This window comes from Paraburkholderia phymatum (genome assembly GCF_040965635.1).
Taxonomy (GTDB): domain Bacteria; phylum Pseudomonadota; class Gammaproteobacteria; order Burkholderiales; family Burkholderiaceae; genus Paraburkholderia; species Paraburkholderia phymatum_B.
Genome location: NZ_JBFRCH010000011.1, coordinates 98,201 through 119,605, shown reverse-complemented (window position 1 = coordinate 119,605; position 21,405 = coordinate 98,201). Strand labels below are relative to the sequence as shown.

The 21,405-nt window shown below is 63.9% G+C and carries 16 protein-coding genes; 4 read left to right on the top strand and 12 right to left on the bottom strand.

The features are described 5' to 3' along the window. Positions 1 to 56 precede the first annotated feature (56 nt). Complete coding sequence (locus AB4Y32_RS20440; protein WP_368723085.1) at positions 57 to 1,085, top strand: LacI family DNA-binding transcriptional regulator; 1,029 nt, start codon at positions 57 to 59, stop codon at positions 1,083 to 1,085. Positions 1,086 to 1,114: 29 nt separating this feature from the next. Here the strand turns inward: AB4Y32_RS20440 and AB4Y32_RS20435 are convergent, their stop codons facing one another. Both AB4Y32_RS20435 and AB4Y32_RS20430 read right to left on the bottom strand, forming a co-directional pair. After that, on the bottom strand, positions 1,115 to 2,800 hold the full coding sequence (locus AB4Y32_RS20435) for an outer membrane protein assembly factor BamB family protein (RefSeq protein WP_368723084.1): 1,686 nt from the start codon (positions 2,798 to 2,800) through the stop codon (positions 1,115 to 1,117). A gap of 377 nt (positions 2,801 to 3,177) precedes the next feature. Continuing rightward, positions 3,178 to 4,122: a pseudouridine-5'-phosphate glycosidase gene (locus AB4Y32_RS20430; protein WP_368723083.1), complete on the bottom strand. Its 945-nt coding sequence runs from the start codon at positions 4,120 to 4,122 to the stop codon at positions 3,178 to 3,180. 559 nt (positions 4,123 to 4,681) lie between these two features. On the opposite strand from AB4Y32_RS20430, the gene AB4Y32_RS20425 reads away from it, so the two are divergent. The 3 genes from AB4Y32_RS20425 to AB4Y32_RS20415 all read left to right on the top strand — a co-directional run bounded on the left by AB4Y32_RS20425 (position 4,682) and on the right by AB4Y32_RS20415 (position 9,309). Then, positions 4,682 to 7,423 carry an MGH1-like glycoside hydrolase domain-containing protein gene (locus AB4Y32_RS20425; RefSeq protein ID WP_368723082.1) on the top strand — a complete coding sequence of 914 codons (2,742 nt, stop codon included), beginning with the start codon at positions 4,682 to 4,684 and terminating at the stop codon, positions 7,421 to 7,423. A gap of 112 nt (positions 7,424 to 7,535) precedes the next feature. After that, positions 7,536 to 8,087, top strand: coding sequence for a thioredoxin family protein (locus tag AB4Y32_RS20420; protein WP_368723081.1), 552 nt, complete (start codon positions 7,536 to 7,538; stop codon positions 8,085 to 8,087). A 178-nt stretch (positions 8,088 to 8,265) separates the two neighbouring features. After that, positions 8,266 to 9,309: an NAD(P)/FAD-dependent oxidoreductase gene (locus AB4Y32_RS20415; RefSeq protein ID WP_368723080.1), complete on the top strand. Its 1,044-nt coding sequence runs from the start codon at positions 8,266 to 8,268 to the stop codon at positions 9,307 to 9,309. A gap of 14 nt (positions 9,310 to 9,323) precedes the next feature. Here AB4Y32_RS20415 and AB4Y32_RS20410 read toward each other — a convergent pair whose 3' ends face one another. The 10 genes from AB4Y32_RS20410 to AB4Y32_RS20365 form a co-directional block, all read right to left on the bottom strand. Beyond that, positions 9,324 to 10,277, bottom strand: a complete 954-nt coding sequence (locus tag AB4Y32_RS20410) for a dimethyl sulfoxide reductase anchor subunit family protein (protein ID WP_368723079.1) — start codon at positions 10,275 to 10,277, stop codon at positions 9,324 to 9,326. A gap of 28 nt (positions 10,278 to 10,305) precedes the next feature. After that, positions 10,306 to 11,040 carry a 4Fe-4S dicluster domain-containing protein gene (locus AB4Y32_RS20405; RefSeq protein WP_368723078.1) on the bottom strand — a complete coding sequence of 245 codons (735 nt, stop codon included), beginning with the start codon at positions 11,038 to 11,040 and terminating at the stop codon, positions 10,306 to 10,308. A 34-nt stretch (positions 11,041 to 11,074) separates the two neighbouring features. Further along, on the bottom strand, positions 11,075 to 14,011 hold the full coding sequence (locus AB4Y32_RS20400) for a molybdopterin oxidoreductase family protein (RefSeq protein ID WP_368723077.1): 2,937 nt from the start codon (positions 14,009 to 14,011) through the stop codon (positions 11,075 to 11,077). Positions 14,012 to 14,257: 246 nt separating this feature from the next. Then, positions 14,258 to 15,238 (bottom strand): phosphogluconate dehydrogenase (NAD(+)-dependent, decarboxylating), encoded by a 981-nt coding sequence (gnd, locus tag AB4Y32_RS20395; RefSeq protein WP_368723076.1) that lies wholly within the window; start codon positions 15,236 to 15,238, stop codon positions 14,258 to 14,260. Between the two features lie 6 nt (positions 15,239 to 15,244). Then, positions 15,245 to 17,344: a transketolase gene (tkt, locus tag AB4Y32_RS20390; protein ID WP_368723075.1), complete on the bottom strand. Its 2,100-nt coding sequence runs from the start codon at positions 17,342 to 17,344 to the stop codon at positions 15,245 to 15,247. Between the two features lie 347 nt (positions 17,345 to 17,691). Further along, complete coding sequence (locus AB4Y32_RS20385) at positions 17,692 to 18,588, bottom strand: LytR/AlgR family response regulator transcription factor (RefSeq protein ID WP_368723074.1); 897 nt, start codon at positions 18,586 to 18,588, stop codon at positions 17,692 to 17,694. 4 nt (positions 18,589 to 18,592) lie between these two features. Then, positions 18,593 to 19,714 (bottom strand): sensor histidine kinase, encoded by a 1,122-nt coding sequence (locus tag AB4Y32_RS20380; RefSeq protein ID WP_368723073.1) that lies wholly within the window; start codon positions 19,712 to 19,714, stop codon positions 18,593 to 18,595. Beyond that, positions 19,711 to 20,088, bottom strand: coding sequence for a DUF2306 domain-containing protein (locus AB4Y32_RS20375; RefSeq protein ID WP_368723072.1), 378 nt, complete (start codon positions 20,086 to 20,088; stop codon positions 19,711 to 19,713). Before AB4Y32_RS20375 ends, AB4Y32_RS20380 begins: the two co-directional genes overlap by 4 nt. 200 nt (positions 20,089 to 20,288) lie before the next feature. Next, positions 20,289 to 20,477: a hypothetical protein gene (locus AB4Y32_RS20370; protein ID WP_368723071.1), complete on the bottom strand. Its 189-nt coding sequence runs from the start codon at positions 20,475 to 20,477 to the stop codon at positions 20,289 to 20,291. 164 nt (positions 20,478 to 20,641) lie between these two features. Further along, complete coding sequence (locus AB4Y32_RS20365; RefSeq protein ID WP_368723070.1) at positions 20,642 to 21,091, bottom strand: ester cyclase; 450 nt, start codon at positions 21,089 to 21,091, stop codon at positions 20,642 to 20,644. Between the last annotated feature and the right edge of the window lie 314 nt (positions 21,092 to 21,405).

Below are 21,405 nucleotides of genomic sequence, written 5' to 3'. Positions count from 1 at the left end.
GCCGTCGAAGGAACGCTGTTGCGCGGGACGCAAGACAGCGCTATCCTAAATCGATCATGGCGATATCGACACTCAGGAAAACCCGAAGCACGGGCCGGCCGACCCTCGAAGCGGTCGCCCGGCTTGCTGGCGTCAGCACGATTACGGCGTCGCGTGCATTGCGCGGCCTGGGCTCGGTCGGGCCCGATTATGTGGAACGGGTCAAGGCCGCCGCGGCGGAACTGAACTACGTCACCAATCCGGCAGCCCGCGCGCTCGCGTCGTCGCGCAGCGATGCTGTCGCCGTCGTGATTCCGTCGTTGTCGAACGCGGTGTTCGTCGACGTGCTCGAATCGATTCACACTGCGTTGCGTCCGCGCGGCTACGAAATCCTGATCGGCAATTCGCACTACTCGCGCAACGCCGAGGAAGACCTGATCCGTCACTACCTCGCGTCGCCGCCAAGCGGCCTGATCGTCACCGGCTTCGACCGGACCGAGAGCGCGCGCCGCCTGATCGACGCGAGCGGCGTGCCTTGCGTGCACATCATGGAACTCGAGGAAGCCGAGGGCGTGCATTGCGTCGGCTTTTCGCAGGCCCGCGCCGGTGAAGCCGTCGCGGAGCATCTGATTGCGCGCGGCTGTCGCCACAACGCGTTTGTCGCCGCGCAGCTCGACTCGCGGATGATGCAGCGCGGAGAGGGCTTTCGCGAGACGCTACGGCGCAAGGGCCTGTACGACCCCGACCTCGAAGTGCTCACGCCGTCGCCGTCGTCGATCGGGCTCGGATGCGATCTGTTCCGCCAGCTGCTGCAACGGCGGCCGGACGTGGACGGCATCTTCTTTGGCAACGACGACCTCGCGCAAGGCGCGCTGTTCGAAGCGCGACGGCAAGGCATCGCGATTCCCGACCGCGTGGCGATAGTCGGCTTCAACGATCTCGCGGGCGCTGCGGATTGCGTGCCGCGCCTGACGACGGTACGCACGCCGCGAGCGGAAGTCGGACGCGTTGCGTCCAGGCTGCTGCTGTCGATGATCGGCAACGAGCCGGTCGCGTCACCCGTCGTCGATCTCGGCTTCGAGCTGGTCGTGCGCGAAAGCGCGTGATGCCCGTCGTCGCGATCGCCTGACCTTCCCTAGCCTCCACCTAGCAAGCCGAACACTGCCACGCTGTTTTGCGTGCCCACATACACCTTGCCGTTCGCGATCATCGGCGTGATGAACTTGTTGCCCGCGCCGAACTGGTCGCGCCCGCCCGCGGCCTGGTTGCTGTTGTACAACTCGACGGCGAGGTTCGTTGCGTCGTACGCATGCAGCACAGCGAAATCGCCGTTTTCGAGCGCCCACACGATTCCGTTTGCGTTGCCGTTCGCGGAAATGCTCGGCGTCGCGCCGGGCGTGCCGAAGCTCGTCGGCGTGCGGCTGGTCGGAGTCGTCGTCAGCCCTGCGCCGCTCACGCCGAAGGCCTTGATGCTGTCGCCGATCGAACCGAAGTAAACCGTATTGTTGAAATACGCGGGCATGCCGAACTCGAGTCCCGTAAGTTGTCCGCTGATCTGCTGGAAAACATTGTTGGCGCTCGCGTTGAACTTGCCCATCGAATCGCGATTAACCACATAGATGGTCGCGTCCTTGCCGGCCCCTAGCGCGAGGTGACGGACAGCGCCGCTCGCGTCGGTCAGATCTGGCAGCACGAGCGCGCCGCCCGAGCCCAGATCCCCGTCGGCTTGCGATAGCGTCAAGGTGTCCGACATGGCGAAATAGTCCACGACCTTCGGGGGAATGGCCGCGCTCAGCTTGATGAACGCATTGCCGAAGTCGCCGTTCACGGGGAAACCGTTCGCGTCGAGCGTCGTATCGAACGTGCCGTTGGCGTCGAGGAAATAGATCGACTGTCCGTCCGACGCCATGCCGGCGCCGCTCATCCAGATCGCGCCGCCCGTGCCGTTCGGCGTGAGGTTCAGTACGCCCGTTTGCTGCAGCGTATCCGCGCTATAGGAGATCACCCAGCCGTTATATGGCGGGTGATCGCAGTGGGATGTCCAGCCCGTGTAGACATTGCCGTTCAGCAGCAGCAATGACTGGCGCTCCGCGTACTGCATCGGATCGAACGTGAGCGTGCCGCCCGAACTGTTCGGGCCGCCGCCGGGGGACGACGCGCTGATCGTCGTCGGGCCGCCGAACAGCTCGGCGCCCGTCGTGAGGTCGAGCGCGTGAATGCGCTGGTGATAGTTGCCCGTTGCATCCTTCGACATCGCCACCAGATACATCGCGCCATTCGGCCCGCGCGCGCGATCGATCACGGGTGTCGACGTAATGCCGATGATCGGCGAAATCTGGAAGCAGTTAAGGGCATCGCTCGGCGTTTCGCCGTTGCCGAGCGCCGACACTCTCCAAAGCTGTGCGCCCGTATCGGCGTCGAACGCATAGACGCTGTCGTTCTCCGTCGCGACATACAGCACGTTGTGCGTGCCGCCCGCAATCGATACGTTCGCCAGATAGAGCGGCTCGGCGTCGACCTTGCCATCGACGGGCAAGTTGTTGATCTTGCCGAAGGTGGACGAATTCACGTTCGCGGGTGTCAGCTTCGTTTCGTGCAATTGCTGGCCTGTGCGCGCGATGTCGTTGTGATAGGTGACGACATCCACCGTTGGAGCCGCAGTCGCCGGCGGATTTCCCGCGGTGCCCGATCCAGAACCTGGGCTCGAACCGCTGCCGGAACTGGCATTCTTGCTGTCTCCACCGCCGCCGCCGCTGCAACCAACATACAGTGCGGCGATCAGCATCGCGCAAATCAGGCTTTTGCGACCGTGAGCTTTCATGTGTCCACCCCACAATCAAGCAAGCCCCGCTGTCGATCATCCGGGGCCGTCCGACGATTATCCGCTCGCGTCGCGGCAATCGCCACATAAGGCCACTAATGGAAATCGGCCGCGCGGCATTCGACGCACGGTCGATCCGGCACGGCCCATGTCCGGGTGCTGCACAGACATCTTCGCAATGCATCCGCCGACGTTGCTGAGCAATGCGCGTGCCCGGCCCGTCATTCGCGGACACCGCGCCTGTGCATCGAAGCTGTGATGCAGTGAAAAGTACGTGAACGGCGATGGCATTGTGCAGGCGGGCGCAACCAGTGCGCGATCAAGACGAGCGTACATGGCTGCGCGGACCAAGCGAAAGTCGATCGCGACAACGGTGACTATGCCGATGGGCCCTGGTCCGCTCGCGACAGCGCCGATGCCAGCCTCGCTCCCACTTCCGCGTTGTGCTTCACGAGCGCAATGTTCGTCGCGAGGCTGCGTCCGCCCGTCAGCGCCTTGATGCGCGCGAGAAGAAAAGGCGTCACGGCCTTGCCGCTAATGCCTTGTGCGGCGGCATCCGCAAGCGCCTGGCATGTGATCGCGTCGATCTCATCAAACGGCATCGCCGCCGCTTCCGGCACGGGCGTGCTCAACACGACCCCGCCCGCCAGACCCAGGTCCCATTTCGTGCGGATGAAGCGTGCCTGCTCGTGCGCATCGTCGAGCCGGTAGTCCGCGCGAAAACCGCTGTCGCGCGAGTAGAACGCAGCGAAATTGTCCTGCTCGCAACTGAGCACGGGTACGCCGTGCGTTTCCAGATATTCGAGCGTGAGCCCGATGTCGAGGATCGACTTCGCACCCGCGCACACTACCGCCACCGAGGTCTTCGCCAGCTCTGGCAGATCGGCGGAAATGTCGAAGGTCTCGGATGCGCCGCGATGCACGCCGCCGATGCCGCCCGTGACGAACACCTCGATGCCCGCGAGCGCCGCGCAGATCATCGTGCCCGCTACCGTCGTCGCGCCCGTTTCGCCGCTCGCGAGCACGGCAGGCAGATCGCGGCGGCTCACCTTGTGCACGCCGTCCGAGCGGCCGAGTCGTTCCAGTTCGTCGTCTGAAAGGCCAATGCGGATTCGTCCGTCCATCACGGCGATCGTAGCCGGCTCGGCGCCCAGCTCGCGGATCACGGCCTCCACCTCGCGCGCGGTGCGCACGTTCTCGGGATACGGCATGCCGTGCGCGATGATCGTCGATTCAAGCGCCACGAGCGGACGGCGCCCGGCCCGTGCAGCGGCGACGGGCGCGCTGAAGGTCAACCAGGAGTGTGCGAGGTCTGCAGCCATGTCGACGTTTTCCGCTCTGTGAGATTCGCTCAAGTATGCCGTACAGGGCCGCCCGTTGGGTCGCCATGCAGGCGCGGGACGCCTATCATCAAGATTGCCGTCCGGCGGCGGTCCGTTGTGCGCCTCAAGATACCTTCCGCGCGCACGCCGCTCTCGATGGAAAAGCACAGACGTTCACGCCAGGGTCTGTTTTACATATGGAACGTACATGCGTTGCCCCGTAAAGGGCCGCTCGCAAGGACTGCGACGCAGCGAATACTGGGCGTCCCCCAAGGGATTTCCTTCGGGGCATATTCGCAAGGAGCGTGACGCGGCGAGCGGCACTTTACGGGGCAACCCCTGACTTTCCGATTCGTTATAGGGGAACGCCCGAAACCGGCCGCATGGCGGCGTCGCGCGTCGCTTGTCTGGCGCGGCCAAACGGCGCTCCTTGCTCGTTGCCCTGCGCCCCGAAGGAAATCCCCTTAGGGGACGGCCGGTTTTGGGCGTTCGCATGTACGTTCCATATGTGAACAGACCCTGATCTGTCCGCAGGATCGATTTCGGCCCGGGAGGTTCCATGCCACCGCTACGCGCAATCAATCTGCTGCAATCGAAGGAAGGCTCGCGTCTACACGGTCCGGACCTCGACGGGTGGCGCCGCTGGGGACCGTATCTGAGCGAGCGTCAATGGGGCACGGTCCGCGAAGACTACAGCGAATATGGCACCGCGTGGGACTACTTTCCGCACGATCATGCGCGCAGCCGCATGTACCGCTGGGGCGAGGACGGCATCGCGGGATTCGGCAACGACCCGCTCGACTGGTGCATCTCGCTCGCGCTGTGGAACGGGCGCGATTCCATCATCAAGGAACGCCTGTTCGGGTTGACGAACGCGCAAGGCAATCACGGCGAGGACGTGAAGGAGCTTTACTTCTATCTCGACGGCACGCCGACGCATTCGTACATGAAGATGCTGTACAAGTACCCTCACGACGCGTACCCGTACCAGGATCTGATCGACGAAAACGCGCGCCGCGGCGCCGATCAGCCCGAATATGAAATCCTCGATACGGGCGTGTTCGACGATAACCGCTACTTCGACGTATTCGTCGAATACGCGAAGCACACGCCCGACGATATCGTGATGCGCGTGACCGTCGAGAATCGCGCATCGCGGCGCGCGGCGCTCCATGTGCTGCCGCAGTTCTGGGCTCGCAACCGATGGGCGTGGTCTCGCAAATCCGGCAAGCCGTCGCTCGCGTTGCAGCCGGATGCGGACGAAGGCGCGCGCGTCGTCGCGCACAATCCGTCGCTCGGCACGATGATCGTCACGGCTTCGGCGCAGCAGCCCGTCGAATGGCTCTTCTGCGAGAACGAAACGAATGTGCGCCGCATCTTCGACATCGATGGCGCGGGACCATTCAAGGACGGCTTCAACGACTATCTCGTCGCGGGCGACGAGCAGGCCATCCGACGCGACAAGGGCACGCGCGCCGCGGCACACGTGTATCTGCAATTCGAGCCTTACGAGCGCTCGGTGCTGTATCTGCGCTGGCGTCCCGAAGCGGCGCGCGACACCGTGCCGCTCGACATGGACGCCCTCTTCGCGCGCCGGCAAGCAGAGGCCGACGAGTACTATGCGGCGCTTCAGCACGACATCGACGACGCCGATGCGCGGCTCGTGCAGCGTCAGGCGTTGGCCGGCATGTTGTGGACCAAGCAGTACTACCAGTTCGACGTGACGCGCTGGCACGACGGCGACCCCGGCCAGCCGACGCCGCCGAAACCTCGCAGGCATGGCCGCAACGCGGACTGGCGGCACATGTGCAATGGCGACATCGTGTCGATGCCCGACAAGTGGGAGTACCCGTGGTACGCATCGTGGGATCTCGCGTTTCATGCCGCCGCGTTCGCGATGATCGACCCCGACTTCGCGAAGAAGCAATTGCTGCTGCTCGTGAAAGAGCGCTACATGCATCCGAACGGGCAGTTGCCCGCGTACGAGTGGGCGTTCGGCGACGCGAATCCGCCCGTCCACGCATGGGCGACGTGGCGCGTGTATGAACTCGACCGCGAGTTGACGGGCGTCGGCGATCACGCGTTTCTCGAAGTGATGTTCCACAAGTTGCTGCTGAACTTCTCGTGGTGGGTCAACCGCAAGGACGCCGACGATCGCAACATCTTTCAGGGCGGCTTTCTCGGGCTCGACAACATCGGCATCTTCGACCGCTCCTCGCCGCTGCCAACGGGCGGCCGCATCGATCAGGCCGACGGCACCGCATGGATGGCCTCGTATGCGCTCGACCTGATGCAGATCGGCCTCGAACTCGCGATGACCAACGATTCATACGTCGAAATCGCGGTGAAGTTCTTCGAGCACTTTCTGTATATCTCGGAAGCCGTCAGTTGCAACGACGGATGCAACACGGGTCTATGGGACAACGAGGACGAATTCTTCTACGACGTGCTGCACCTCCCGGACGGGACCCGCGTGCCGATGCGCATCCGTTCGATCGTCGGGTTGATTCCCCTCTTCGCCGTTCACGTGCTCGAAGAACGCGTCCACGGTCATTTGCCCGGACTGCGCGAACGGCTCGCATGGTTTCTCGATCACCGTCCGAATCTCGCGAAGCTCGTGTCGCGCTGGACGGAACCCGGCAAGGGCAACACGACGCTGCTGTCACTGTTGCGCGGACATCGAATGAAGGCGTTGCTGCGCCGCGCACTCGACGAAGCAGAATTTCTCTCCGATCACGGCGTGCGGGCGCTGTCGCGCTTTCATCTCGACGAGCCGTACCTGTACGATCGCGACGGCGTGAGCGTGTGCATCCAGTACCAGCCGGGCGAATCGGACTCGCGTGTATTCGGCGGCAATTCGAACTGGCGCGGCCCTGTGTGGATGCCCGTCAACTATCTGCTGATCGAATCGCTGTACGAGTTCCATCGCTATTACGGCGATGAGTTTCGAATCGAATATCCGACGGGCTCGGGCCGCCACCTTTCGCTGAGCGAGATCGCCGACGATCTCGCGCGCCGCGTCGCCACGCTCTTCATGAAGGATGCACAAGGCGTGCGGCCCGTGATGGCGGCCTATCCGATGCTGCAAGCCGATCCGCATTCGCGCGATCTCGTCCTGTTTCATGAGTACTTTCACGGCGACGACGGACGTGGCGTCGGCGCTTCGCATCAGACTGGGTGGAGCGGACTCGTCGCGCTGCTGCTGCAACCGCGGCTGATGAAGCTCTCGCATGTGGCGCCCGATGAAGAACCTGTGGCCGCACGCGTCGTCGAAGATATAGCGGCCGCGATCGAGCGTTAGCGTTTCGACTACCCGCTTTGACTGCCCGTTACGACTACCCGCTTCGACGGCCGCAAGCCGATTCGAAGAATGCACGAACATGTGTGGGACTTCATCATTCAAGGAGTGACCGATGGCTACCGAATCTCCCGCAGGCGAACTCGGCGTCGCCGCGCCCGCGTTATCGCTGCCCGCAACGGACGGCAAGATCCGCACGCTCGACGACGTGCGCGGTCCGAAGGGACTCGTCGTGGTTTTCATGTGCAACCATTGTCCGTACGTGAAGGCTGTCTTGCCGCGCATCGTGAGCGAAGCGCGCGAACTGGCGGCGCTGGGTATCGGCACGGTCGGTATCAACTCGAACGACGGCATTGCGTATCCGGAAGATTCGTTCGAGCGCATGGGCGAACTCGCGTCCCGGTCGCAGTTGCCTTTCCCGTATCTGTATGACGAGACGCAGCAGATCGCGCGCGCCTATGACGCCGTCTGCACACCGGAGTTCTACGGCTTCGACGCCAATCTGGTGTTGCGCTATCGCGGCAGGCTCGACGCTTCGCGCAAGGAACCCGTTGCGGGCGCGCGCCGCGAACTGTTCGAAGCGATGCAGCAGATTGCGCAGACAGGCGTCGGTCCCGACACGCAGAATCCGGCGTTCGGATGCTCGATCAAGTGGAAGATCGAGTAGCGCGATTGCATTAGCGGCGCGCATGGAAGGCATGATGACTCTCGCGGGCTATGGCCTTCGAGAGCATGCGCAGCACAACGTGCTAATCCATGCCCGCCGTGATGACTTCGTTGCCGGGACGTGCTCCTGTCTGTATCGTGAAAGCATGAATGGCCGTCGACACGCATGAGGAGCACGCATGACATCGCAGACAGACGCACCCTTGAGCACCGATGTACTGATCGTCGGCGCGGGACCTGTAGGGCTCTTTGCTGCATTCGAGGCAGGCGTGATCGGCCTCTCGTGCCGGATCGTGGACACGATCGAACGCATAGGCGGACAGTGCATCGAACTGTATCCCGACAAGCCGATCTACGACATTCCGGCCATACCCATCTGCACCGCACGCGACCTCGTCGAGCGGCTCGTCGAGCAATGCCGCCCGTTCGATCCGCCGATGCATCTCGGCCAATGCATCGAGTCCATCGAGCGCCTCGATAACGGACACTGGCGCGCACGCACCGACAAAGGACTGACCTTCGACGCCGCCGCGATCCTCGTCGCGGCCGGCAATGGCTCATTCGTGCCGCAGCGCCTGACGCTCGACGAAGCGGTGCCGCTCGAAGAACGTCACGTGCACTACAGCGTGCGCAAGCAGAGCGATTTTGCGGGCAAGAAGGTAGTGGTCGCAGGCGGAGGCGACTCGGCGCTCGACTGGGCGCTGGCGCTGCGCTCCGTCGCGAAGCGCGTGACGCTCGTGCACCGTCGCAACGGCTTCAGCGCGACGGATTCGAGCGTGGCCACGATGCGCCAGTCGGTCGAGGCGGGCGAAATGGACTTCATAGTCGGATCGATTGCGGCGTTGAATGCGCCCGGTGGAACGCTCGAATCGATCGAGATTCGCCAGGTCGGCAGCTCGATGCAACTCGATGCGGACCAGTTGCTCGTGCTATACGGGCTGGTCGCCGATCTCGGCCCGATTGCGAAGTGGGGGATCGACATACAGGCGGGGCGCATCGTCGTCGATACGTCGAACTACGAAAGCTCGTGCCCCGGCATCTTCGCCGCAGGCGATATCGCTGGCTATCCGAACAAACAGAAGCTGATCCTCTCCGGATTCCACGAGGCATCGCTCGCGCTTCGCAAGGCGTACAACTACGCGTTTCCGGACAAGAAGCGCGTGCACGTTCATTCGAGCTACGACGCCAAGCTGGCCGAGCGCGTGCAGGCGAGCCACGTGTAGAGGCGTTACGCACGTCACGCCTGCCGATAATAAAGATTCTGCGGATGCCGCGCTTCCGCGAAGAAGAACCATCGCTCGGCCACGAGCCCCGCATACTGGATCACCGACGCCGTGCACAGCAGCACGAACGAAAGCCCGATCGAGCGCACGCTTCCGCCCGACGCGATCAGGCAGAACGGCACGACGAAAGCGGCGATCAGAAACGTCCACTTGATGCGCTTCAACGTCTGCGGCGTCTTCCCATGGAAGAACTCGCGCAGATTGAACGCGCCCGCCGTGAAGCCCCGCGATTTCTGCTCGACGCGCGCGCCGCGAATGCCCGTTGCGCTTTGCACCGTCGATTTCGGTCTGAGCCGCGCATTGCGCATCAACGATGCGACGCGCGACGCGCAGCCCGCAACCGTCAACCCGCATGCGCCCACCGCGAGCGGCCCGATCAGCGCGGGAGCGAACCACGCAGCACACGCCGTTGCGAGCGTAAAGCCCGACGCGCAGCCCAGCAGCACGAAATTGACGAGTGTCAGCGGCGACGCCCATTCCTGCAGGAAGCGCAGGCACGCGTAGATCATCGCCGTGCAGATGAATAGCAGCCCGCTCGCGATAACCGCAACGACGCCGATCTCGAGCGTATGAGGCGATGCGAATGCATGCGCGACACCGTATGCGAACGTGCACGCGAGGAACACGGGCAGGCACAGACATTCTCTCGACAGCCACGACGTGCGCCACATCGCGATCGCGCGCCATGCGCGCTCGGGATGGCCCAGATGAAAGAACGACGCAAGCAGCCCCAACGCGCCAAGCACGCACGACAGCAGAGCACCGGCGACATAGAACAGCTGCGGCACGGCAGCCGCATCGCCGAAGCCGAGCCGCGACGCCGCCTCGACGCCGACGAGCGTGATCAACAGCCCCTGGCCCGCGCCGCTCAGCGTCGTGAGGAACACCACTGAAAATGCCGGATTCATTCCGTTCTCCCGCTTTCGATCCGTTCACTCACACGCGCGTCGCAACCGATGCGAGACGAAGCTCACCGCGTTCCACCTGCGTTTCGACGGACGCAGCTTCGTCGCCATCGGATGTCTTGCACGAACACGCGCCGCCGCCGCACGAGGTCACTTTCTGACGCGGCAGATAGTGATTCGACGGCCGCGTGCCCCATTCGGGCATCAGCTGATAGCCGCCGCGCTCGCGGATTGCCTTCGACACAACGGACTCCGGATCGTGAATGTCGCCGAAGAGCCGCGCCGATGTCGGGCACGCGAGCACGCAAGCAGGCTTGCGGTCGCGCTCGGGCAGTGCTTCGTTGTAGATGCGGTCCGCGCAGAGCGTGCATTTGGTCATCTCCTTGCGCTCTTCGTCGATTTCGCGCGCGCCGTACGGACAGGCCCACGAGCAGTACTTGCAGCCGATGCAGCGGTCGTAATCGACCAGCACGAGGCCGTCTTCCTTGCGCTTGTAGCTCGCCCCCGTCGGACAGACGGGCACGCACGGCGGGTCCTCGCAATGCAGGCACGACTTCGGGAAATGAATGGTGTCGGCGAGCGGAAACTCGCCGGCTTCGAACGTCTGCACGCGGTTGAAGAACGTGCCCGACGGATCGGCGTCGTACGGACGATGATCGGACAGGGTGCCCGCCTCGCCCGACGTGTTCCACTCCTTGCAGCTCGTCACGCATGCGTGGCAGCCCACGCAGACGTTCAGATCGATCACGAGCGCCATCTGTGTCATCGATGCTCTCCGTTTCAGTTGCACTCAGTTGCGCTCAGCTACGCTCGGCAGCCTTGCGCAGACGCGCGGCGAACTCGCCGCGTCCCGCGAAATACGTCTGCACGATGCGATGAATCATGCCCCCCGCTGCCCCGCCGACGACGCCCGGCAACGCAGGCATCGGCGCGAATTGCGGCAGCGTATGATCGGCGTCCGCTTCGGCCGGATAGATGCGCACGCGCACGTCGTACCACGCGGCCTGGCCCGTGATTGGATCGGAGTTCGACGTGCGCGGGTGATTCGCACTGTTGACGGGAATCTCATCCGCGATCAGGTGATTCAGCAGAAAGCCGCGCTGCGATTCGTTCGCGTCAGGTCCGAGATTCCACGCGCCCGCCGACTTGCCGATCGCATTCCATGTCCACACGGTGCCCGGCTCGACGGCTTCGCTATAGCGCGCAATGCAGCGCACCTTGCCCCATTGCGATTCGACGTAGATCCAGCCGCCGTCGTCGATGCCTTGCGCCGCAGCCGTGCGCGGATTCATGTACAGATAGTTCTCGCCATGTATCTGGCGCAGCCACGCATTCTGCGAGTCCCAAGAGTGATACATCGCCATCGGCCGCTGCGTGACAGCCGCGAGCGGATACTGCGCGTGATCGGTCGTGTCGTGTTCGAGCGGCGGATACCAGAACGGCAGTGGATCGAAATACTGCTCGATGCGCGCGCGCAAATGATCCGGCGGCTGGCGTCCCTTCGTCTTGCCCTGCGCGGCGAGCCTGAACTTCTGCATCACGTCCGAGTAGAGCGCGATCACGATCGGCTCGTTGAACTTCCGAAAGCCCTTCTCGACCGCGAACGCCAGATACGGCCCGTTGCAGTTGCGCATGTACTGCATCGACTCGGGCAGCGTGTAGTGATAGACGCAGTTGTGCTTCGCGTACTCTTCCCACTGGCGCGGATTCGGCTCGCCGACGAGCGCCTTGTCGCCGTCCTTGCCGCGCCAGCCGATCAGAAAGCCGACACCCGAGCCCGGCGCCGTCTGGTGATTGACGATGAAGTCCGGGTAGTCGCGATACTTGCTCTTGCCTTCCGGCGTCGTGAACGCGGGGAACTTGAGGCGGCTCGCCAGTTCGACGAGCACTTCCTGGAACGGCTTGCATTCGCCCGTCGGCGGCACGACGGGCACGCGCACGGAATCGACGGGGCCGTCGAATTCGGAAATGGGCCGGTCGAGCATCGACATCGCGTCATAGCGTTCGAGGTATGTCGTATCGGGCAGGATCAGGTCGGCGAATGCCGTCATCTCCGACTGGAACGCATCGCACACGACGATGAACGGAATCTTGTACTCGCCGTTCTCGTGCGTGTCCGCGAGCATCTTGCGGACTTCAACGGTATTCATCGACGAGTTCCATGCCATGTTGGCCATGAAGATCAACAGCGTGTCGATCGGATACGGATCGCCGCGCCACGCGTTCGTGATCACGCTGTGCATCAGCCCATGCACGGCGAGCGGATATTCCCACGAGAACGCCTTGTCGATGCGCACGGGTTCGCCGCTGTCGTCGATGAACAGGTCTTCGGGGGCGGCGGGCCAGCCGAGCGGACCGTTCGCGAGCGGCGTGTTCGGCTTCACGTTGTCGGGGCTGTTCGGCGGTTTTGCCGACGGCGGCACCGCGCGCGGATACGGCGACTTGTGCCGGAAGCCGCCCGGCCGGTCGATCGTGCCGAGCAGCGACATCAGCACGGCCAATGCGCGTATCGACTGAAAGCCGTTCGAATGAGCGGCGAGCCCGCGCATCGCATGAAAGGCGATCGGCGCGCCCGTCACGGTCTCGTGCGTTTCGCCCCATGCGTCCGTCCATTGAATCGGCAGCGTGATCTTGTGATCGCACGCGACATCGGCCATTTCGTGCGCGAGACGGCGAATCGTATCGGCGGGAATGCCCGTGATCTTCGATGCCCATTCCGGCGTGCAACCGGCCACCTGCTCGCGCAGCAACTCGAACGACGGCGCGACGGGCGTGCCGTCCTCAAGCGCATAGTGTCCTTCGAGCGCGGGCCGCACGCCCTTCGTGTGATGCAGCACGGCGCGCTGGCTCGCGGGGTCCCACCACATATGATTCTGCGGAAAGAGAGGATTGCTCACGTCGGCCGCTTCGTCGCGCACGAAAAGACCGTACGTGTCGCTGTCGGGGCGCATGTCCAGCAATTCGCCCGCATTCGTATAGCGTTCGACGAACTCGCGATCATATGCATTGCTTTCGATCAGCTCGCGCATCAGCGCCATGAAGAGCGCGCCGTCCGTGCCGGGGCGGATCGGCACCCACTCGTCGGCAATCGCCGCATAGCCGGTGCGAATCGGATTGATCGCAATGAAGCGGCCGCCCGCGCGCTTGAACTTCGAAATCGCGATTTTCAGCGGATTCGAGTGATGGTCCTCGGCCGTGCCGATCATGAAGAACAGCTTCGCGCGATCGAGGTCGGGACCGCCGAACTCCCAGAACGAGCCGCCCATCGTATAGATCATGCCCGCCGCCATGTTCGCCGAGCAGAAGCCGCCGTGCGCCGCATAGTTCGGCGTGCCGAACTGCTTCGCGAACAGGCCCGTCAACGCCTGCATCTGATCGCGTCCGGTGAAGAACGCGAATTTTTTCGGGTCCGTCGCGCGCAGATGGGCGAGACGCTTTTCGAGCATGTCGAATGCCACGTCCCATGAGACGGGCTCGAACTGCGCGCTGCCGCGTGGCGCGTTCTGTTTGCGCAGCAGCGGTTGCGTGAGGCGCGCGGGCGAGTACTGCTTCATGATGCCCGACGAGCCCTTCGCGCAAATCACGCCCTGGTTGAGCGGATGCTCCGGGTTGCCGTCGATGTAGCGCACCTCGCCATCGCGCAGATGCACGCGGATGCCGCATCGGCACGCACACATGTAGCAGGTCGTCGTCTTGACTTCGAGCTTTTCGTTCTGGGTGCGAGCTTTGTGCTCCATCGATGCCTCCCTGTGATTGCCCCGGTGGCAACGGCGCGAGCACAAACGCGCAATGACAGCCGCTCTACCCGTTGCCGGATTCACTACGCTGTCAATGCTAAGAGCGCCTGGTGCGAAATAAAAATCGCGATTTCGAATTCAAATCATCGCGGCAGCCGATAGTCGTGGGCATGAAAAAGGAAGCGAAGCAAAAGCCCGCGACAGATATCGCGGGCTTCGCTTCACAGCTTCACATTCACCTGCTGCTTATTTGACGGGAAATTCCTTGTGCCCGCCAAAGCCGAACCGCATCGCGGACAGCATGCGTTCGGGGAACGACTCGGCGTCGCGCGAGCGGAAGCGCGTATAGAGCGCCGCCGACAACACCTGCACGGGCACCGCTTCCTCGATCGCGGCCTCGATGGTCCAGCGCCCTTCTCCGCTGTCAGCGACTTCCGTCGAGTAATGGTCCAGCTGGCCATCCTGCGCGAGCGCGCCCGCCGTGAGATCGAGCAGCCACGACGACACCACGCTGCCGCGCCGCCACACTTCGGCGACATCGGCGAGATCGAGCGTGTAGCGCTCTTCTTCGGGCAACTCGGGCACATCCTTGTGCTTCAGGATATGAAACCCTTCGGCGTACGCCTGCATCAGCCCGTACTCGATGCCGTTGTGCACCATCTTCACGAAGTGTCCGGAGCCGACGGGGCCCGTGTGCATATAGCCGTTCTCGACGCGCGAATCGCGTCCGTCGCGATGGGGCGTGACGGGAATCTCGCCGCGCCCCGGCGCCAGCACCGAGAGAATCGGATCGATGCGCCGCACGATCGCGTCGTCGCCGCCGATCATCATGCAATAGCCGCGCTCCAGTCCCCAGATGCCGCCCGACGTGCCCACGTCCACGTAATGCACGCCCATCTCGCGAAGCTGCGCGGCACGGCGGATATCGTCCTTGTAGAAGCTGTTGCCGCCGTCGATCACGACATCGTCGGCCGTGAGGATGCGCTGCAAGTCCGCGAGCGTGTCCTCGGTGATCTTGCCCGCTGGCAGCATCAGCCACACGACGCGCGGCGCACCGAGCTTCGCGACGAGATCGCCCAGGTCGCTTGCGCCCGTTGCGCCTTCCTTCGCGAGCGCTTCTGTCGCTTGCGGATTGTGGTCGTAGACGACGCACTGATGGCCGCCGCGCATCAGCCGCCTGCCGATGTTGCCGCCCATGCGGCCCAGTCCCACGATGCCGATCTGCATGATGTGTCACTCCTTGACGTTGCCGGACTTGCAACGCGCGATCTGCTTCTTCGCTTCGTCCACGACACGCTCGGGCGTGAAGCCGAACTTCGTCTTCAGCGCCTTGAGAGGCGCCGACGCGCCGAACGTATGCATCACGATCTGCGAGCCGAGCCGGCCGACGTAGCGGTCCCAACCGAGCGTCGCGGCCTGCTCGACGGCCACGCGCGGGTGCACGTCGGGCGGCAGCACCGAGTCCTTGTACGCGTGGTCCTGCTGCTCGAACACGTCCCACGAGGGCATCGACACGACGCGCGCGTTGATGCCCTCGGACTTCAGCGCCTCGTACGCAGCGATGCACAGCGACACTTCACTGCCCGTCGCGAGCAGAAGCACATCGGGCTTCTTGCCGGCGGGCACGTCGGCGAGCACGTAGGCGCCGCGGCGCACGCCTTCGGCGGACGCGTACTTCTTGCGGTCGAAGGTGGGCAGCGGCTGGCGCGTCACGACGATGCACGCGGGCACGTGCGGATGCGAGAGCGCGACGCGCCAGGCCTCGGCGACTTCGTTCGCGTCGGCGGGACGCAGCGTCGTCAAGCCGGGAATGCCGCGCAACGACGCGAGCTGCTCGATCGGCTGGTGCGTGGGGCCGTCTTCGCCGACGCCGATCGAATCGTGCGTGAACACATAGATCACGGGCACTTCCATGATCGCCGACAGGCGGATCGGCGGCTTCATGTAATCGCTGAAGATCAGGAACGTCGACGCGTACGGCCTCAAGCCCGACAGCGCGAGACCGTTCGACACGGCTCCCATGCCGTGCTCGCGAATGCCGAAGTGCAGATTGCGCCCGCCGTAGTTGTCGTGCTCGAAGCTGCCCGCGCCTTCAAACTTCAGGTTCGTCTTGGTCGACGGCGCGAGGTCCGCCGCGCCGCCGATTATCCACGGAACGCGCTGCGCGATCGCGTTGAGCACCTTGCCCGACGACTCGCGCGTGGCGATGCCCTTCGCGTCCGCATCGAACGTGGGGATGTCCGCGTCCCAGTCTTCCGGCAGTGCGGACGCCTGCATCTGATCGAACTCCTTCGCAAGCTGCGGATACTTTCTCGCATACTCGTCGAAGCGCTGCTTCCACACGTCGTGCGCCGCCTTGCCGCGCACACCCAGGCCTTGCGCGAAGTGCTCGCGCACGCCATTGGGCACGAGAAATTGCGCATCCTCGGGCCAGCCGTACGCACGCTTCGCCAGTTTGATTTCCTCTTCGCCGAGCGGCTCGCCGTGCGCCGACGCCGTGTCCTGCTTGTTCGGCGCGCCCCAGCCGATGATGCTCTTCACGACGATCAGCGTCGGCTTGTCGGTCACGGCCTTCGCTTCGTTGATCGCGGCTTCGAGCGCGTGCGCATCGTTGGCATCGTCGACGTGCAGCGTGTGCCAGTTATAGCCGCGAAAACGCGACTCGACGTCGTCGCTGTACGCGAGATCGGTGTGGCCTTCAATCGTCACGCGGTTGCTGTCGTAGATCCAGATCAGGTTCGAGAGCCGCAGATGCCCTGCCAGCGAAGCGGCTTCATGCGATACGCCTTCCATCATGTCGCCGTCGCCGCACATCGCGTAGACGCGGTAGTCGAAGAGCGACGCGTCCGGCTTGTTGAAGTGCGCCTCGTGCCAGCGCGCGGCCATCGCCATGCCGACGCTGTTGCCGAGCCCCTGGCCGAGCGGGCCCGTGGTCGTCTCGACGCCCGTCGTCATCCGGTACTCCGGGTGTCCGGGTGTCACGCTGTCGAGCTGGCGAAACTGCTTGATGTCGTCGAGCGAGACGGCGGGCTTGTCCAGCGGCTTGCCGTCTTCATCGACGGCCTTCACGCCCGCGAGATGCAGCAGCGAATACAGCAGCATCGACGCATGCCCCACCGACAGCACGAAGCGGTCGCGGTTCGGCCACAACGGCGCGTCGGGGTCGTAGCGAAGATGGTTCTGCCAGAGATGGAAGGCGACGGGTGCAAGCGCCATCGGCGTGCCGGGGTGGCCGGAATTGGCCTTCTGCACGGCGTCCATCGATAGCGTGCGGATCGTGTCGATCGCAAGTTGGTCGAGATCGGACGGGGACTTGGGTGTGACTTGTGACATGAGCGACGACTCCTTTGCAGAGTGTGCTGTGGCACGACGGGTGCCGCAGCGGGCAACCAGGTCAATTCAGCAAGTGTAGTGCCTCCCGCGCGGCGCTGCAGATGAGCGGCGCTGTCAACGGAGCTTGATGGCGGGACGCGCGGCGAGACAGGCTTCGATTCGCTTTGGTCGCCGATGCGGGGCCGGGGCAGGGCTCGGACCGATGCCCGCGAGACTTTGCAACCAGCTTACGCCGGGTGCCGTCGCAACTATCCGATGTGCGTATAGATGCTGATTTCCGGGCGCAATCGCGCGCCCTTAGCATGAATCGGGCCGCGGCTTTAGTGGCTTTAATAGTTTCGCTGCCGTCACATTTGCCTGAACAGATGCGCGTACTGTTTGCTCACAGCGACTGCGCGAGCGTAACCGCGCAGCTTCAGCGACATTTTTCCCAGCGTGCTGACGGTAGCGCTTTCCACCTGATCGACGTTCACCACCGTGCTTCGATGTACCTGCCAGAAACGCGCGGGGTCGAGTTGCGCGCACAGCTCCTTGAGGCTCGTGCGTATCAGCAGTTCGCCCGTGCGCGTCGTGACGACGACGTATTTGTCGGCGGCTTCGAAATACAACACTTCCTCCACAGGCACGATCCTGATGTCGCTCCCGCTCGATGCGCGCAGATAGCGCAGCGGCGCGCTTTGCGCGATTCGCGCGCCGTCCTGCGAGCGGCTGTCGAGCTGGACGCTGCGCGTGATCTGCTCCAGTTGGCCAAGCACGCGCTGCAGATCCGCGTGCACGTCGCTGGCGGGCGTCGCGTCCATCGGCGGGCGCGCAAACGGCGCGCGCAGACGCTCGACCGTGCGCGCGAGACGCGACGCATCGACGGGTTTCAGCAGATAGTCGATGGCGGCGGCATCGAACGCGTCCAACGCGTACTGGTCGTATGCCGTCACGAACACGATCTGCGGAGGCGACGTGAGATTCGCACATGCGCGCGCGACATCGAGGCCCGTCGCGCCCGGCATCGAAATGTCAAGAAACGCGATGTCCGGCTGCAATGCGCCGATACGCTCGATTGCATCGCGGCCGTTATCGACGGTCGCGACGATATGCAACGCGGGCCATGCCGCCGTCAGTTCCCGTTGAAGCGCGGCGGCAATGGGCGGCTCGTCTTCGGCGATCAACGCAGTCGGCGCGCGACGCATCTCCGGCGAAGGTCGCGCGCCTGCGTTCGATACGGCTGTGCGTGGCTGGCGCGTCTTCATCGATTCAAACCCTCTCGCGTCTTTCGGCATGTTCGAGCGGAAGCAGCACTCTCGCGACGATGCCGTGCGGCACGTTTTCGATGAGTGTCAGCGACGCGCGTTCGCCATACAGCGCCGCGAGCCGGTCGCGCACATTCGCGAGTCCGATGCCCGTGCCCTGCGTAGCGGGCGTCGCGCCGAAGCCCGGTCCCGTGTCGGTCACGGCGAGCTCGACGTGCGGTTCGACACGCCGCGCTCGCACTTCGACCCGGCCGCCGGCGACCGCAACCTGAATGCCATGCTTCAACGCGTTTTCGACGAGCGGTTGCAGGAGCATCGGTGGCACGGAGAGGTTCGCGCAATCGGCGGGCAGATCGAGCGAGTACGCAAGCCGTGGACCGAGGCGCATTGCGTGCACGGCCAGCATCGACTCGAGCACCGCGAACTGGTCGGCGAGCGTCTCGCTTTCGGTGCGCGATGCTTCCAGCGTTGCCCGCAAAAAGCGGTTGAGACTGCCCAGCAGTTCGCGTGCGCGCGGAGGATTGGACACGATCAGGCTGTCGAGCGTCGCGAGCGTGTTGAAGAGGAAATGCGGCTCGATCTGCGCCTGCAACGCCTGCAAGCGGGCGCGCAGCGCAGTCTTTTCGGCGGCCTCCTGGAGCCACGCGGTCCGCGCAACCTGCTCGCTCAGTCCCGCGATGCGGGCACGCGACCAGCCATACCACGTGACGAGCAGCGTCGCGACGAGCGCGATCCAGCCCGTCGTCGCGATGTCTTTGGGCGCAAATGCCTTGCCGATGTCGTGCCCCAGCAGCGCGCTCGCGATCACCCGGCCGATTGCGGCGCCCGCCACGATGGACACCGCCATCGCCACGGCGAGCCTCGGCGCGGTGAGCGCGTTCCTGCGTTGGAGTCGAAAGCGCGCGGCATGGAGCAGCAGCATGATCGACAGGCCGATCGACTCGCTGAAGACGAGGTTTTCCGCCAAGCCTTTGCCCATGCCGACGACGGTCAGGCCGGCAGCGATCACCGCGTTGCCGATCACGACGATCACCGATTCGCGCGCATAGTCGGCCAGCAACTGTCTCGCAGGTGCGGGCGAGTCGGCGTACGCATCGGGGAATTTGACGTTACTGCCTGGAATCATGCGAACCATCCCGTCACGATGACATTCAGCAGACGATGCGGCGTCGCCACCGCGGCGAGTCCCGCCGCGACGAGACCGATGAACGACCCGCGCATCGCGAGCCGATGGCCGCGAACGTTGCCTTGCCGTATCGCCCAGATCGCGCGCCCGACACTGACGAACGTCAGCAGCGACAGCCCATGCACCCACGAAAAATGTCCGGGGTTCAGTTCGCGAATGTCGAACGAACTGAGCGCGGCCGCAAACATCGCTGCCGCCCACAGACGGCCGAGCCACTTGTGGCGCGTGGTCCCCTTTTCGGCGAAAAACACGGTTGTTCCGAGTATGACAGAAAGGATTGCTGTGGCGACATGCACGGCAATGATGGCAGGCATGCTGGCTCTCCCCGGCAGGATCAGCGAATTCGATGACGGCAGTCTGCGCGGCGGACGGGGGGCTTTCGACAGGCATGCGACGAACCGTGCGGATTGCGTCGCGAATGGTCGTGTGGACGGCGCGAGGGATGAGCGTTGGGTCGGGAAGGTGGGGTCGCCGCATCCGCTTTTCGCCGATGCAGCGACCGTGCGCTGGTCAGTCAGCTATCGGACGCGCTTGCGGCTGAATCGACAGACTCGTCGCTGCTCCTGGGTGCGTCGTCGGATTCGATGCTGGCGCGAAGAGACGCCTCTGTTCGGGCGTGGCGTTCGAGCAAGGCAAGCAGCTCCGGGCGCAGTCCATCACCACGTTGAGCCGCGAGAGCATGAAGCGCGAGAAATGGCAGCATGGTTCAACTCCTGTCTGGACGACATGCCAAATTTCCCGCAGCGAACGGACAGACACACTCCGTTTCTTGCTGTCTCATCGACACGGCTAACGCGCACGGCAACGCACTGCATGGCCTTTATTGCGGCGCCGTCGGTCCGCACCGACGACGCCCGCCCCACGCGTTCAAACGGTCTTGATGAGCCCCAGTTGCGTGAGTGCCGTCACACCGTCATCGAGGCCGACTTCTTCGACGATCTTGCCGTCCTTCAGACGCAGCACCGTGGTGCCCGTGAAGTGCATCTTGCGGCCCGATGCCTGCGGCAACGTTCCCGCGAGGAAGTCGCCGAATGCGGGGCCCGTATGCGTGCCGCCCCCTTCCCAACGGCCGACGACGAAGTCGCCTTCAGCGATGAGATCCGCGGCGCCCCAGAAGTTGAGGTCCGGGAACGCGTTGCGGAAACCGGTCATGAAGGCCTTGATGTCTTCGCGGCCACGGCGCGGCTCGTGCAGCGAATATTTGAGCAGCATGTCCGGCGCTGCGATCTCGTCGACGACGCTGAGATCGCACTCCTCGCCCCAGAAGCGGGTGAACCAGCGGCCTACGATCGCCTTGTTGTCATCTTCCTTCGACATGTTCGACTCCTTGCTGTGCTTGATTACGGAGAAGCAGGATTGCTTCACCTGGATACGAACATATCGAGCGGCCTACCTCGCTGCCATCCGATTCTTGCTGCAACATTCGGTTGCGTTCTTTTGCGGTTCTCGTTCGAATGCGGGTCCGATGGTGCTTCAGAAAGCGAAGCGTTGACGTCACAGCGAAATGGTTTGGGCACAAAGTAAAAAGCCAAAGGACGTATGTATCCTTTGGCCTGACAGTGCTTCGATGATCCGCGTGAGACGACTGCCGATCAAGCCTCCCGGCCGGACCGCGTCGATCCAGGCCGGGC